This is a genomic window from Rhizobium sp. rho-13.1, assembly GCF_007000305.1.
Classification (GTDB): Bacteria; Pseudomonadota; Alphaproteobacteria; order Rhizobiales; family Rhizobiaceae; genus Rhizobium; species Rhizobium rhododendri.
The window spans coordinates 1-14,353 of record NZ_SCFL01000015.1; the positions used below are offsets into that span (position 1 = coordinate 1).

The following is a 14,353-nucleotide window of genomic DNA, read 5'->3' on the forward strand; positions in this document are numbered from 1 at the left end:
AATGCAGAATCATCTTTCCCGCCCTACGTCATCTCAAAATGAGGGGATGCCTGAGGTCACACATACCTCGTTGATCGAGGCGGATGACGAAGCGACCGCTGCGGCAAAAGTTTACGGGGAAATGTGCAAAAGTGAAACGCTGACCTTCAATGTGAAGGCCGATGAGAACCCCGGCACGAAAGTAATTGTTCCGACCTGCGGTGGGACCGATCCGAGTTTCGTCCGTCCGGGTATTTCTACGTCATCGTCAACCGCAACGCAGACCCTTGCGATCACATCCCCTGCTCCCGCCAAGGGACCGATAAATATCCCCGTTGGTCAGAGCGGGGCGGCATTTCGATCGACAAGCACATTGCTATGCGCCGGTACTGGCATTGCCGCGGCTCTCTACCTTGTCGCTCACTATTTGACCTGACCGGGGGAGCGACGAACCGACAAGCTTAAGCGGCAATAAACTCGATCGAATAGTGTGAGTTTATCGCTTGAAGCGACCCCAATCCGGTGGAAGCTCCCCCCACGGAACTCTTTGGGCCGTGATGAGGACGTAAACTACATCGTACTTCCCTATTTGACTTCCGACGATGAAGCGGGAACCAGAGCTTTGGAAATCGGCTCGATCCAACGGTCATTGACGATGTGGTAGTCGTAGGCGCTGAAACTGCTTTCGAACTGCCAGTAGCTCCAAGCAAAGTGATCGGCTTCCGCCGTGCGGGCAACCGTGGAAGACTAAGAGCACCATCGTCACCATCAATCGCAATTTTGCTGAATGGAATGGCGTCTGCAGCGCGACACTGCGGGTTTCACAAAGTCCCGGACAGGGATTTCAGTCAGTCGCGGACAGAAGCGACAGTGGATTCTAGATTGAATCTCGTGAGCGCCGATCTGGCAATTTGTTCTTAACACCTAGGCCGCCATACCCATCCACTCTCATGTTCGCGAACGAATACCCGACCTGTGCATTCCAGGATGATGAGACCGAACGTCTTCATTAAGCCGCGGATCTGATTGCTGAGCTGGGTCGAGATGCTGAGGAGCTGATTGCGAGCGGCCACCAGATAACTTAGAGTTGGACGCGTTTCTTCAATAGGCTTCAATTGTTGATGGCTAACATCGTCTTCTGCGGCATCAGGCGCAAGGACAAAGCCCTTTGAACACACCGACCATATCGTCAATTTGCCAAAACAATCATTGGTACGATATTCTGTCGTTGGTTAGAAAAATAGAATTTTATTGCGCTTTAGCGGGCTGAAGCATCGATTGTCGATCCTTGACAGAGAGCCCCGTCTTTCGCATGCTTGGGGAAGGCTCTGAACCGACAGATTTGGATCGAAATATGCTTTACCCCTCCAACGATCCAACGAAAATGATCGAAGATCTATTGCAGCCGCTCGAGCCGCGGTTGATTGAGATCCGGCGCGACATCCATGCGCATCCGGAAATCGGCTTCGACACCTTCAGGACGGCGCAGCTCGTCGCGGACGAGTTGCGGGCCCTCGGACTTGATCCCAAGACAGGTGTTGGCCGAACAGGTGTGGTTGCGACCATTACCGGCGGTCGTCCCGGACCGTGCGTCATCCTGCGCGCCGACATGGATGCCCTGCCGATAGCAGAGCAGACCGGGCTTGCCTTCGCCTCGACGATCCCCGGCGCCATGCATGCGTGCGGACACGATATTCATACGGCGGCGCTGCTTGGCGCTGCGAGCGCGCTTTTAAGGATTTCGTCCGAGCTTGCCGGATCGATAAGGCTGATTTTTCAACCGGCCGAGGAAACGCAGGAGAGCGGCGCTGCCGCCATGATCGCCGATGGCGCTGCCGACGGTGCCGACCTGGCGGTGGCTTTTCACAATCGTCCGGAAACTCCAGCTGGCAAGATCGTCCTCAACAGAGGCGCCAGCACCGCATCCAGCGACGAGTTCAAGGTGATTGTCCACGGCAAGTCCGGCCATGCGGCCCGCCCGCATGCCGCCATCGACCCCATTGTCGCTGCCGCACACATGATCACCCAGTTGCAGACCCTGATTTCCCGCGAGATGGATCCTTCGACGTCGGCGGTACTGACGATCGGCCATATCCAAGGCGGCGCGACACAGAACATCATTCCCGACAGCTGCATGTTCGAGGGCACGGTTCGATGCCGGTCGCCGGAATCCCGTGACCTGGCAGAGGCCTCCTTCAGCCGGATCTGCCAGGGTGCTGCTGCCGCACTCAACGTATCCGTCGATATCGACTATGTGCGCGGCGCACCGCCGCTGATGAACGACGACCGCCTGGTGGATCGTGCCACGGAAGCGCTCGGAATGCAGTTTGGCGTTCTGCCACTTGTAGAGCAGGGTTCCAGCTTCGGCGCAGAGGACTTTTCCTACTTTTCGGAACGCCTTCCGTCCATCCAGATCTTCATCGGTTCCGGCCAGCCCGGCCGTGACGACCGTGTTCACAATTCCGATTATCAGCCCGACGAATCCTGCATCAAGCAGAGCGCCATCGCCTTGACGCGCGTGGCTGTCGAGCTACTCACCTGACACCCATTCCATACCCTCCTACATATCCGGGATCACACTCATGACCATCACACGCAGCCATTTCCTGCGCCTTGGCCTTGCTGCCATCGCCGCAATCGCCATGACACCTGCAGCCACATTCGCGCAGACCAAAACATCCTACGTGTTCGCGACCGAGGGTGCGTTTCCACCTTTCAACATGACCTCTCCCACGGGCGAATTGAAGGGCTTCGAGATCGACATGATCAACGAGATCGGCAAACGCGCCGGCTTCGATGTGAAGATCATTCCCCAGGCTTGGGACGGAATGATCCAGGGCGTGATCGACGGCAAGTATGACGGCGTGATTGATTCCGTTTCGGTCACCGACAAAAGGCGCGAGGTCATCGACTTCTCGCTACCCTACACCACCGGAGGCTCGACTTTCTTTGTCGCCAAGGACAGCGGTCTCGAACTGCCCGGCAACGGAACGTCCGTCGACCTTGCCGACGATGCAGCGACGCAGCCAGCGATCGCCGACATTGCCAAGGTCCTGGCCGGCAAGACTGTCGGCGTACAGGTGTCGACGATCCAGAGCACGTTTCTCACCAAATATCTCGCCGACAAGGGCGTGACGGTCCGCACGTACCCGAACGGGCCTGATGTCTACCACGACCTTCTCAATGGACGGATCGACGCGGGCATGGCGGCGGAGACCAATGTAGCTGCCTTTCTCGAAAAGAATGCTGCCGAAGCCGTCAAGACCGGCCCGTCGATCAAGGGCGGCGTCATGGGGACAGGGTCGGCCGTCGCTATCCGCAAGGGCAACAAGGATTTGCAGCAGAAGCTCGACAAGGGCCTGAAATCCATGTCCGATGACGGCTCTTTGGCTGAGCTTTCGAAGAAATGGTTCGGTATGGTCATCACGCCAAAGCTCTGAGGCCGACATGCAGGCAGACCTGGCGCTTCTTGGATTTGGGCCCGATGGATGGGGCATGGCGCTGTTTCGCGCCGGCCTTACCACGCTTGCCGTTTCCATCTGCGCCTTTGTCGTCGGCATGCTGCTGGGGACGCTGGTGGCTTGGGCCCGCATCGCCGGAGGCTGGCCGATGCGCAAGATCGCGGTTGCCTACACCGTCGTAATGCGCGGCGTGCCGGACATTCTGGTGATCTATCTCTTCTACTTCGGAGGCCGCCAGATCGTCGCGCTTGTCGGACAGGCGCTCGGCTTTGCCGGCCCTTTCGAGATCAGCGGGTTCGTCGCCGGCATGCTGGCCATCGGTCTGATATCGGCTGCGTACCAGTCGGAGGTGCTTCGCGGCGCCTATCAATCGGTCCCGAAGGGAACGATAGAAGCGGGGCGCGTCGTGGGCATGGGTAACTGGCTGCTGTTTCGTCGCGTCATTGCACCGCAGGCGATGACCACGGCCATTCCCGGCCTTGGCAACCAGTGGCAGTCGGTCATCAAGGAGTCCGCGCTCGTTTCGGTGACCGGGCTGGTGGAGGTCATGCGCCAAGTCTCGGCAGCAGCCGGCTCGACGCAGGAGGATTTCCTGTTCTATTCCGCCGGCGCCGGCGTCTACCTCGTCATTACTACGATCTCCGGCCAGGTCTTTCGCCTCATCGAACGTCGCAGCCTGCACGGCCAATCGGCAGGAGGCTTCTGATGGACATCCAGTTCCTCGCCGATATCGAGAAGCAACTGCTGGTCGGCCTGCCGCTGACGCTCAATCTCGGCATCCTGTCGCTGCTGGGTGGCGGTTGCCTGGCGCTGTTCTTCAATCTCATTCGCGTCAACCCCATCGGTGAAGCCTTCGTCTCGGCCTATGTCTTCCTGTTCAGGGGCACGCCGCTACTTATCCAGATCTTCCTGATCTACTACGGGCTCGCCCATTTCTGGGTGATCCGGCACACATTCCTCTGGCCGTTCTTTCGCGAACCCTATTGGTGTGGCCTGCTGGCGCTGGTGCTGAACGACGCGGCCTACACGACGGAGATTATTCGTGGCGGCCTGCGCGCCGTGCCAAAGGGCCTCATCGAGGCCGGCAGGGTCTCCGGGATGACACGGCTTACGGTCACCCGACGCATCGTGCTGCCCATCGCCTTCCGCCAGGCCCTGCCCTCCTATTCAAGCGAGGTCATTTCAATGCTGAAATCGACCGCGCTGGTCAGCACCATCACGTTGATGGAGGTCACCGGCATCGCCCGTGCGCTGGTGTCTGAAACCTGGCGCGCGATCGAGATATTTCTCTGCGCGGCGGTGATCTACCTCGCCCTGTCCCTCCTCGTGACGCGGGCCGCCGACTGGATCGAGCGCCGCCTCTCTCCTTGGCAGTTTGGAGCATACCGATGACCGCCCTCCCGGCAATTTCCATCAGCGGTCTGCGAAAGCGCTTCGGTGATAACGAGGTGCTGCGCGGTATCGATCTTACAGCTGATGACGGGGACGTCATTTCCCTGATTGGTGCCAGCGGCTCTGGAAAGAGCACACTACTCCGTTGCATTCCGATGCTCGAGATCCCCCATGAGGGCTCGGTGTCCGTCGGGGCAGACCGCATCTCCCCCAGAGCGGGAAGGCTGTCGCGCAATGAGGAGGCGGCTGCCCGGCGCATGCGCAGCCATCTCGGCTTCGTCTTCCAAGGCTTCAACCTTTGGCCGCACCGGACCGTGCTCGAAAATGTCATCGAGGCGCCGATCCATGTCCAGAAACGCCCTCGGGCCGATTGTATCGCGGAGGCATTGGCACTCCTCGAGCGGGTCGGGTTGGCGGAAAAGCGCGATGCTTGGCCGGCTCACCTCTCCGGCGGGCAGCAGCAGCGCGTCGCCATTGCCCGTGCCTTGGCGCAGCATCCTCGCGCCATCCTCTTCGACGAGCCTACCTCGGCGCTCGATCCGGAACTGGTCGGCGAAGTGCTGAAGGTCATTCGCAGCCTTGCCGAGGACGGCATGACCATGCTGATCGTCACCCACGAAATGGGCTTTGCCCGCGAGGTGTCGTCGCGCACGATCTTCCTCGACATGGGCCTGATCGCCGAGGACGGTACGCCGGAAGAGGTTTTCGCCAACCCCAAGTCCGATCGCTGTCGCTCGTTCCTCAGCGGCCACTTCGACCGCAATCGCTGAGGGTACGTGATGCGCGAACCGATCGACAAGAAGAGCCTGCAGGACAATACGGTGGATTGGCTGCGCGATGCCATCGTTCGCGGCGAGTTTCTTCCAGGCGCCACTCTGACCGAGCAGGGACTGGCGCAGCAAGTCGGCGTCGGCCGCGGAACAGTACGCTCGGCTCTCTTTGCACTCGAGGAGAAGGAACTCGTGATGCGAACGCCCTATTCGAGCTGGCATGTCGCCCATCTCGACGCCCGCGAGATCTCTGAAATCTATTCGATGCGGGCTGCCTTCGAAGGCTTGGCAGCCCGCATCGTATCAGAAAGGTGGTGCGCGATCGACACGACGAGGATCACGGAGGCCTTCGACAATCTCGGTGGCGCGGAGGACGGTGGCACCGATGCAAGGCTGGAAGCAGATCTCGGCTTTTACGCCAGCATCGTCGAGGCCGCCAACCACCGGCTTTTGATGCGCCGCCACGCCCAGCTCGCCGACAAGATGGAATGGCTCTATCGTTGGTCGGAGCTGCACTGGCCGCGTCGGCGGCCGCTCGTTGCGGAACACCAGCGTCTCTTCGAGACCCTGATGCAGGAGAACCCGGAGAATGCCGAGAAGGCCGTTCGCGATCATATCGCGGATTCGATAGCGGACGACATCGCCGGCTTTCATGAACTTCAGAGAGCCAACACCCAAAAACAGAAAGTACATCATGGCTGATATCTTGATCCTCGACGGTGGAATGGGGCGCGAACTGGAACGCATCGGCGCTCCCTTCCGTCAGCCTGAATGGTCTGCCCTCGCGCTGATGGAGGCACCTGATATGGTCCGAAAGGTCCACGACAGCTACATCCGCGCCGGTGCCAAGGTCATCACCACCAACAGCTATGCCATCGTCCCCTTTCACATCGGCGAAGCGCGCTTTCGCGAGCGCGGCGAGGAGCTTGCCGCGTTGGCGGGACGCTTGGCACGCGATGCCGCGGGCGCCACAAATGTCAAGGTGGCAGGCTCTCTGCCGCCCGTCTTCGGATCCTATCAGCCTGAGCTCTTCAACGCCGAACTAGCGGCCGATTATCTCGGCGTCCTCGTTCGCGGGATGTCCCCTTACGTCGATTTCTGGCTTGCAGAAACGCAAAGCAGCCTGGAAGAGGCCACCGCGGCCGCGACTTCAATTCGCCAGACCGGCAAGCCGCTCTGGCTTTCGTTCACGCTGCGTGACGATATTCCGTCCGAAGAGATGACTGAACCGCAACTCCGGTCGCATCAGACTGTCGCGGACGCGGCTCGCCTCGCCGCCGCGCTCGGCGCCGAGGCTCTCTTATTCAATTGCTCGATGCCGGAAGTAATGGCTGCCGCACTCAGGGCCGCGCGGGCCGCAGTGCCTTTGCTTCCCCTCGGCGTCTATGCAAACGCCTTCGGCTCTCAGGATGAAGACGGTGCTGCCAACGAGGTCGTCTCTGCGGTGAGGACTGACCTTGACGCACAATCCTATTGCAATTGGGGCAACCATTGGATCGAAGCCGGCGCGACGATCATCGGTGGCTGCTGCGGCATAGGAACAGATCATATCCACCACCTGACAAACCATTTGGTCTGTGAAGCAACGCGGTAGACGTACCGATGGCGCTGAACGTGGAAGCAGTTGGAGCGGCGCAATGCAAAGCTGCGGGCCGACAGTTGCTTGTCCAACGACGTCCATGATCTGCGTCACGCGGCGATATTGCGCTGCTTGCACAGGATGTGCATTGCTATTTTCATCTCTGGAAAGCGCCATTGCCCGGTACAGAGATGGCTTGTGCAATTGCAAGCGGCGGCCGATTGCTCGGCGGCTTCAACATAGTTAGCGTGACTGGTCGGAAGATCTCCAATATCCTGCCCCCTTTAAAGAACGCCAACCCGCGCCTGCACCGCGCCTCAGGAGATTTGTTTGTCGAACGATAGCGAGAACGGGACTGCCAGTGAGGGCGCGCCTTCCAGAGAAATTTCAGAAGATGACAAGCGGGCGGTGTCGGAGCGGACGTCGGGATCGGCCAAGGTCGTCCACGAGGTGATCCGGCTGCAGGGCGACGAAGAACTCGCCCGGCCGATCATCTCGCTGCTGTTCTCCGGTTTTGCAGCGGGCGTGGCGATCAGCATCTCGCCTCTGGCGGAAGCGTTCATTGGCTTGCGTCTGCCGGATGCACCGTGGCGGGAACTGGTCGTTGCGCTCGGCTACACCGTGGGCTTCGTCATCGTCATCCTCGGCAAGCTCCAGCTGTTCACGGAAACGACGGTGACTGCGGTCCTGCCGCTGGCCACCCACCCGACAGTTCGCAATCTCGGCCGACTGCTCCGGCTGTGGGCGGCGGTATTCCTTGCCAACATGATGGGCACATTTTTCGTGGCAGCCCTTGTCGCCTCGCAGATCATTGTCGGCCCCGAGCAATTGGCAGCGGCCCTGGAGATTTCGAAAGCGGCTCTTGAACATGACTTCGTCACGACACTTCTCCTCGCCACCCCTGCCGGGTTCCTGGTGGCGTCGATTGCATGGATCTTGCCCAATGCAAGGGGCAGCGAGTTCTGGGTGATCCTGCTCATCACCTATGTCATTGCGATTGGCGGGTTCAGCCATGTCGTTGCTGGCTCAGGCGAAGCATGGCTGCTGTTCTTGAGCGGTCAGACGACGCTCTGGGAGGCTGCCGGCGGGTTTATCCTGCCGGCGCTGATCGGCAACATCATTGGGGGTACAGGCCTCTTTGCGGTGGTGGCCCACGGCCAAGTTCGCGACGAAATCACGTAAGCGCTATCATCGGCGTGCACAGCGGGCGGGCTAACCGTGCCGGACCTATTGCAATCCGGCCACGCGAAATTTCGATCCGCGTGCAGCATTAGCGCGCAGATCGCGCCTTGCCTATTTCCTCCCGAAGAAAAGTGCCTACATGCCCAGACTTCCAACGAGGAGGTTGATATGGCCGAAGTTGCGGCGCCCAGGGTAAATCGCTCCATTCTCCAGGAACTCATCGCCGGGCTGAGCGACGGCATCATCCTTGTCGATCCCGACGGCTCGATCGCCTGGGCCAATTTAGCAGCGTTGAAGATGCACCGGGTCGAGGCGGTTAAGGATCTCGGCGAGGACGCAAAGGGCTACCGCCGCAATTTCACGCTGCGGTACCGGAACAACCATCCCCTGGAAGAGGGACAATATCCGATCGAGCGCCTGCTCGTGGGCGAGACGGTCGACGACGTGACGGTGGAGCTCTCACCGTCTTCGGATCTCGACCTCGTCTGGGTGCACACTGTGCGCAGCCTCGCGATCTCGGATGGTGGCGACAAGCCAGATGTCCTCGTGCTGATCATGCGGGACGAGACACCGCGCTTCGAAGCCGAGGAAAGGTTCGAGCGGGCTTTCAACGCCAACCCGGCACCCGGCCTGATCTGCCGTCTCGACGATCACCGCTTCATCCGCGTCAACCAGGGCTTCCTGGAGATGACCGGCTTTGCCAAGGAAGATGTCGTCGGCAAGAGCGTCGAGGCCCTCGGTCTGTTTTCCAACTGCGAAACCGGCGAAGATGCATTGACGAAGCTGAATGAGGGCCGCGTCATTCGCCACCGCGAGGCCCTGGTGCCGTTGCCCGATGGTGGCGACCGGCTGGTGATCGTCGCCGGCGAGCCGATTTCGGTGGTCGAAGAACCCTGTATGCTTTTCACCTTTGCCGATCTGGATGGTCGCAGGAAGGCCCAGAATGCCCTGCGGCAAAGCGAGGAGCGGTTCTCGAAATCCTTCCGGCTGTCGCCTGCGCCAGCGGCCATTTCCCGGCTCGACGACTTCGTCTTCATGGAAGCAAACGACGCCTTCCTGCAGATCTCCGGATATGCTGCCGGCGAGGTCGTCGGGCGGACGGCCGGCGAACTCCATCTCTGGGAGGACGTCGCCGCGCGCCGGACAATCGAGCAGAAGCTGCGCGACAACACCATTATTCGAAACGAGCCGATGCAGATGAAGCAGAAGGCCGGGGGCGCTGCTGAATGCCTCGTCTCCGCCGAGCGGGTGGAAATCAACGACCAGCAATGCGTCATCTGGGCCCTGCAGGACGTGACCGAGCGACGGCGCAGCGAGGCCGAGCTCGTCGAGGCCATTGAAAGCGTCATGGCGGATACCTCCTGGTTCAGCCGTTCGATCGTTGACCGTCTTGCGACCCTCAAGCACAGTTCGACCGGCCGCGCGCCGACGGCGCAACTGTTCGAGCTGAGTGACCGCGAGCGGGAGATCCTGGGGCTGATCTGCAGCGGCCACAGCGATCAGGAGATGGGAGAACGCCTGCACCTGTCGAAGAATACTATCCGAAACCACGTTGCCTCGCTCTACGCCAAGATCGGCGTCAACCGCCGGGCGGCAGCGGTCATCTGGGCAAGGGAACGGGGCTTTACGGGTTTGCCCGAGGGCCAGGGTAAATCTCCAAAGTCTAACGTTGCTACCCCAGCCAAAAAAAGTACTAAATTGACGAAAAAAGGTCACTAGCTACTAGCGGGATTGGTATTTTCCAATCTGCAAGACGCCTGTTCGGAGCGCTATCTCCATTTGCATGACGCCGGCCAGACCGGGGTCAGGATAAACAACGCGAATGAAAGGATAGTACAATGGACAAGAACCGTATCGAAGGCGCCGCAAAGGAACTCAAGGGCACGATCAAGGAAACTGTTGGAAAGCTGACCGGCAACGAGCGGCTGGAAGCAGAAGGCAAGGTCGACAAGGCTGCCGGCGAAGTGCAGAGCACCGTTGGCAAGGGCAAGGATGCCGTCAAGGACGCGCTTAAGTAACCGACCGCCACTCCACCGAACCGAGACGATCATTTGGCTCGCCAGACCTGGCGAGCCGAAAATCCCATGGAGCCGAGTTCAAGATGATGTTTTTGCCCTACCCCGCCTTGGCCACCAGTGCATCCAGCGACTGCTCCACCCGGATCGCAATCGAGTGCCTGCTTGCCTATACCTTCGGTCACGAAGACTGCGAGATCGAGGTCGAGGTTGCCAACGGATGCGTGACCCTCAGCGGCCGTGCCCATTCTCACACTGCGGCAGCCAGAGCAGTCGAGGTTGCGGGCGAGTTCACACACATGGCGGTGCACAGCATCATCGAGATCGCCCCGGGCGAATCTTTGCCCTGAACATCTTATCCTCAGCAAACAACAGGAAATCTCAGCATCGCGTCTCGTGGTGCTGAACGAGACCTGAAAAAGGATCAATCACATGAAAAAAGCATTCATCCTCGCCATGGCGGGTAGCCTGGCCCTGTGCTCTGCGGCCTCGGCCACCAGCCCGCACCACCATCGCAAGCACCCGACAAAGCAGGTGGTAACGCAACCGAAGGAACGTCTCGGCACCCTGTCGTGCGAAGTGGCAGGCGGAATCGGCTTGCTGATCGGCTCAAGCAAGGCAGTCACCTGCCAGTTCAAGCAGCGCACCGGTGAGGTCGAACGCTACACCGGGACGATCGGCAAGCTCGGTCTCGATGTCGGCATCACAGGCAAGTCCTACCTCAGCTGGGTCGTCGTCAATACGGCACCGACGAGCGTCGGACAGGGTAGCCTCGCCGGCACCTATGTCGGAGCTTCGGCAGGTGCTTCAGTCGGCCTTGGCCTCGGCGCCAATGCACTGGTCGGCGGCAACTCCAAGAACTTCGGCCTGCAGCCGCTCAGCGCAGAAGTGGGAACCGGCCTGAACGTCGCCGCCGGCGTCTCGCGACTGCAGCTACGCCCTGCAAGCTAAGGCCCACTAGCCTTCACCAAATCCGAAAACAGGGCTTGGCGGCCCTGTTTTCCAATTCGTTCATGTCACAGGTCCTCGCAACCGGCGCGATTTTGACCGTCGTCGGATTTTCCACGCCCGTACGGACGACTTAAACCGCCGCAGGAAATTTAGGCGAGCCGTGCAAATTCCCGACCTCGCTGTTAGCGTGGCAGCTGTCGTGGTCACTCAAAAGCGGTGAGCGGTTCGGGGCAAATTACAGGCGATGTTGTGCTTTTATCCGCCACAAAAATCGCGTCAATCTTGTAAAGCTGGGCGAAGGGTTTGTCGCCTATCAACTTCAAGCCGCCCGGAAGTGCATATCCCACATATTTGTCCGGCTGGTTTGCGTTCATGACAAGAACATAGTCAAAACGCTTTCGCCAATTAGACAGATACGGCGCCAGGACGGATTCCCTTTCGAGCCAAGAAGGGCAACTCAGTACCCCGGTCGATGATAAATTACCTTCTGGCACCGCAATGGAAGACCATGGCGGCAACACCATGAGAGGCTGCTTGCCGCGTGCCGTGAAGACTGCAGGAACGAAGGCTTGTGCGAAGGGTATCGCCAATGTCGGTAGGTGTCGGAACGTGTCTTCGCCCCAGGCATAGTGTCTCTGCCATCCGCCTAGGGGATCGGCGAGCACAAGATGAGCGAGAGGTAGGATGGCTGACCCCGGTGGGACTGATGCCAATACCGATATGACGTCGTTGGCGTCGTTTTCGCCTTGCCACCAATTGTAGCTTATCCATGCGGTGCGCCCGAAGACAACGAGGGTCAAGGCGAGCATGATGACACGTGCCTCGTGTCGCGCCAGTTTCGGCAGCGGACAGAACATCACCATGCCCGTGAGTGCGGCCATTATGGGAAAGCGCCAGCTTATCCAGCCGGTCCCCACCATGCTGCGGGGGGAAAGGCAGGCGACGATGGTGAGACCGAGTGCAGCTATCGCAAGTCCCGTGTGCATCCTGAACCGGCCAGTGCGGGCGGCGTTGGTGCAGACCAGGACTACAGGGATAAGCAGCATCACATCGACCACGGAGACGTACGTCCAAATCGCCGAGAAAAGGTTCATCATCTGCCGGGTCGGCGTGGCGTTCCACATCGTCTCCAATCCCAGCGCATTCCCAGGTAAGACCGGCGACCGCAGAAACAACAGAAGCGGGAAAATCGCGCAAGCCAGGAATGCAAGCGCTATCCGAATGGCCAATCTGCTCCAATCGGCCAGTGAACGGCGCAGTTCTAACCGGGGGGAGATTTCGAGACCGCAGATCAGCGCAAGGTAGAACCCCAGTGAGAATAGATGCATTATCGTTAAAAGCAGGGAAGCCAGAAGTCGCCAGACGAATAACGCCCGTCTGTTCCTGACCTGTAAATGCAGATCGACCGATGCAAACAGCAATGCTAAGCCGAGGCCGATCTGGAAGTTGATGAAGCCGCCGATAAGCGTCGCGCACCATGCAAGGTAGAGCATTGCGATCTGCCAGTAGTAAGATCCGCCGAACACCTTACGATGCAGTATTATGGCGCCTATTGGCGGCAGCACGATCGCTGCAAAGAGAATAGCGCGTGCCAGCATACTGACACCGATCAACGGTCCAAGATAACGGGCCATAAGATCTATGCCGAGATTTGTGAAGGTGCCGTGCCAGTCGAGCGCATAGATTTGCGCGAGATGGACTTCCGTAATGCCGCCTGCGATCAGCCACATGCGTGTATAGTGGTTCGCATAATCGAGGAGCGGCGGGAACTTGAACGCCGTCACCATCAGTCCCACAATGCCGAGGAAGGCGAAAATCGAGGTGTTGGTGTTCTGCAGGACCGAATCCGCGGTTCCTTTCGGTGCGGGTTCGGACTGTGGATCTGAGGGCATATCCACAACGAGGTCGACGGGCCTCATCGGACGGCCCTTGCCCTTGCATTCTCCGGCTGTTCGCCTCCATCCTGCAAGGCTGACGCGATTGCCCTGCGTCTTCCTGCGGCGTCTAAATCTGAGAAATCGCTGGTTAACGTCAGATCTCGTCCATTTTGCAGCAGGCTCTCGATCATGAACATTGGACGTCGTTTGCTTTCCTGCACCAATCGCCCCAAATATTCGCCAATAATTCCAATGCATATCAACTGGATGGCGCTGAAAGCTGTGACGGCACACATGATACTGGACCAGCCAACGATCGTGTCACCAGAGAGCCACCGTGCGATCGAAAAGATGAGCAGCAAAAATGCAATGCCCGCAGTCGCAAGCCCGAGGATAGTACTGACACGCAACGGAGTTGTCGAAAAACTCGTCACGGCGTCCAACGCGAAGCCGATCATTTTGCGCAGAGGATATTTGGTTTCGCCGGCAAAACGTGCGTCGCGTTCGTAGGGCAAGGCAACTTGTCGCCCGCCGATCCAGCTGACCATGCCTCGTATGAACCGATCACGCTCCGGCATAGCCATCAGGATATCAACAACCCGGCGGCGCATCAGCCGGAAGTCGCCCGTGTCGCGCGGTATCGTGACCGATGCCAGCCGGGAAAGAAGACGGTAAAAAAGCGAAGCCGAGGCACGCTTGAACCACGTTTCGCCCTGACGTTGACAACGCTGGCCGTAGACCACATCGGCGCCACGATCCATGATCGGCATCATCATCAACAACAGTTCCGGCGGATCCTGCAGATCTGCATCGATCAAGAGGATACGCTCGCCGCAGCATGCAGCGAGCCCAGCGGTAGCCGCCAGCTGGTGGCCATGATTACGCATCAGGCGTACCCCAAGGATCTGGGGCACGAGTGCTGTCATTGCAGCAATTATATTCCAAGTTTCGTCGCTGGAGCCGTCATCGACCAAAACAATCTCGAAATCCTCACCGGCTACCGATCGAGCCGCCGCTACGCAGCGACGGCAGAATTCCGATATCCCCTCCTGCTCGTTGTAGCAGGGTGCAACAATTGAGAGGATGAGTGGTGAAATATTGGTCATATGCGCTCGTCAATTTTCAGCTCGTAGCCTAACCTTCAAAG

Annotated in this window: 14 protein-coding genes and 2 pseudogenes; 13 read left to right on the forward strand and 3 right to left on the reverse strand. The window is 59.3% G+C overall.

Translation table 11 applies throughout. The annotated features are described in order from the left end of the window. Nucleotides 1-415, forward strand: a pseudogene (locus EQW76_RS23375) (hypothetical protein); the annotation flags it as partial. Between the two features lie 526 nt (nt 416-941). On the opposite strand, the pseudogene EQW76_RS29930 reads toward EQW76_RS23375, so the two are convergent. Then, nucleotides 942-1,055 (reverse strand): annotated as a pseudogene (locus EQW76_RS29930) (IS110 family transposase); the annotation flags it as partial. Nucleotides 1,056-1,363: 308 nt separating this feature from the next. Between EQW76_RS29930 and EQW76_RS23385 the strand changes: the two are divergent. The 12 genes from EQW76_RS23385 (at nt 1,364) to EQW76_RS23440 (ending at nt 11,329) form a co-directional block, all read left to right on the forward strand. Beyond that, a complete protein-coding gene (locus tag EQW76_RS23385; protein WP_202617206.1) occupies nt 1,364-2,521 on the forward strand; it encodes a M20 family metallopeptidase in 1,158 nt (385 codons plus the stop codon). Nucleotides 2,522-2,561: 40 nt separating this feature from the next. After that, complete coding sequence (locus EQW76_RS23390) at nt 2,562-3,419, forward strand: transporter substrate-binding domain-containing protein (protein ID WP_142831431.1); 858 nt, start codon at nt 2,562-2,564, stop codon at nt 3,417-3,419. Nucleotides 3,420-3,426: 7 nt separating this feature from the next. Beyond that, on the forward strand, nt 3,427-4,146 hold the full coding sequence (locus EQW76_RS23395) for an ABC transporter permease subunit (protein ID WP_142831430.1): 720 nt from the start codon (nt 3,427-3,429) through the stop codon (nt 4,144-4,146). Beyond that, nucleotides 4,146-4,832, forward strand: a complete 687-nt coding sequence (locus EQW76_RS23400; protein WP_142831429.1) for an ABC transporter permease subunit — start codon at nt 4,146-4,148, stop codon at nt 4,830-4,832. Before EQW76_RS23395 ends, EQW76_RS23400 begins: the two co-directional genes overlap by 1 nt. Next, nucleotides 4,829-5,602: an amino acid ABC transporter ATP-binding protein gene (locus tag EQW76_RS23405; RefSeq protein ID WP_142831428.1), complete on the forward strand. Its 774-nt coding sequence runs from the start codon at nt 4,829-4,831 to the stop codon at nt 5,600-5,602. The genes EQW76_RS23400 and EQW76_RS23405 overlap by 4 nt, the downstream gene beginning before the upstream one ends. A gap of 9 nt (nt 5,603-5,611) precedes the next feature. Then, nucleotides 5,612-6,304: a GntR family transcriptional regulator gene (locus EQW76_RS23410; RefSeq protein ID WP_143123271.1), complete on the forward strand. Its 693-nt coding sequence runs from the start codon at nt 5,612-5,614 to the stop codon at nt 6,302-6,304. Further along, nucleotides 6,297-7,196: a homocysteine S-methyltransferase family protein gene (locus EQW76_RS23415; RefSeq protein ID WP_142831426.1), complete on the forward strand. Its 900-nt coding sequence runs from the start codon at nt 6,297-6,299 to the stop codon at nt 7,194-7,196. Before EQW76_RS23410 ends, EQW76_RS23415 begins: the two co-directional genes overlap by 8 nt. A 315-nt stretch (nt 7,197-7,511) precedes the next feature. Then, nucleotides 7,512-8,363: a formate/nitrite transporter family protein gene (locus tag EQW76_RS23420; RefSeq protein ID WP_244615494.1), complete on the forward strand. Its 852-nt coding sequence runs from the start codon at nt 7,512-7,514 to the stop codon at nt 8,361-8,363. A 168-nt stretch (nt 8,364-8,531) separates the two neighbouring features. Then, nucleotides 8,532-10,082 carry a helix-turn-helix transcriptional regulator gene (locus EQW76_RS23425; RefSeq protein ID WP_142831425.1) on the forward strand — a complete coding sequence of 517 codons (1,551 nt, stop codon included), beginning with the start codon at nt 8,532-8,534 and terminating at the stop codon, nt 10,080-10,082. Between the two features lie 119 nt (nt 10,083-10,201). Next, nucleotides 10,202-10,381, forward strand: coding sequence for a CsbD family protein (locus tag EQW76_RS23430; protein ID WP_111221490.1), 180 nt, complete (start codon nt 10,202-10,204; stop codon nt 10,379-10,381). An 83-nt stretch (nt 10,382-10,464) separates the two neighbouring features. Beyond that, nucleotides 10,465-10,728, forward strand: coding sequence for a BON domain-containing protein (locus tag EQW76_RS23435; RefSeq protein WP_142831424.1), 264 nt, complete (start codon nt 10,465-10,467; stop codon nt 10,726-10,728). An 82-nt stretch (nt 10,729-10,810) separates the two neighbouring features. After that, on the forward strand, nt 10,811-11,329 hold the full coding sequence (locus EQW76_RS23440) for a DUF992 domain-containing protein (RefSeq protein WP_142831423.1): 519 nt from the start codon (nt 10,811-10,813) through the stop codon (nt 11,327-11,329). Nucleotides 11,330-11,532: 203 nt separating this feature from the next. On the opposite strand, the gene EQW76_RS23445 is transcribed toward EQW76_RS23440, so the two are convergent. After that, the gene (locus EQW76_RS23445; protein ID WP_143123304.1) at nt 11,533-13,221 is read right to left on the reverse strand and encodes a hypothetical protein; all 1,689 of its coding nucleotides are present in this window, start codon (nt 13,219-13,221) and stop codon (nt 11,533-11,535) included. A 23-nt stretch (nt 13,222-13,244) separates the two neighbouring features. After that, nucleotides 13,245-14,312, reverse strand: coding sequence for a glycosyltransferase family 2 protein (locus EQW76_RS23450; RefSeq protein WP_143123272.1), 1,068 nt, complete (start codon nt 14,310-14,312; stop codon nt 13,245-13,247). Nucleotides 14,313-14,353 lie beyond the last annotated feature (41 nt).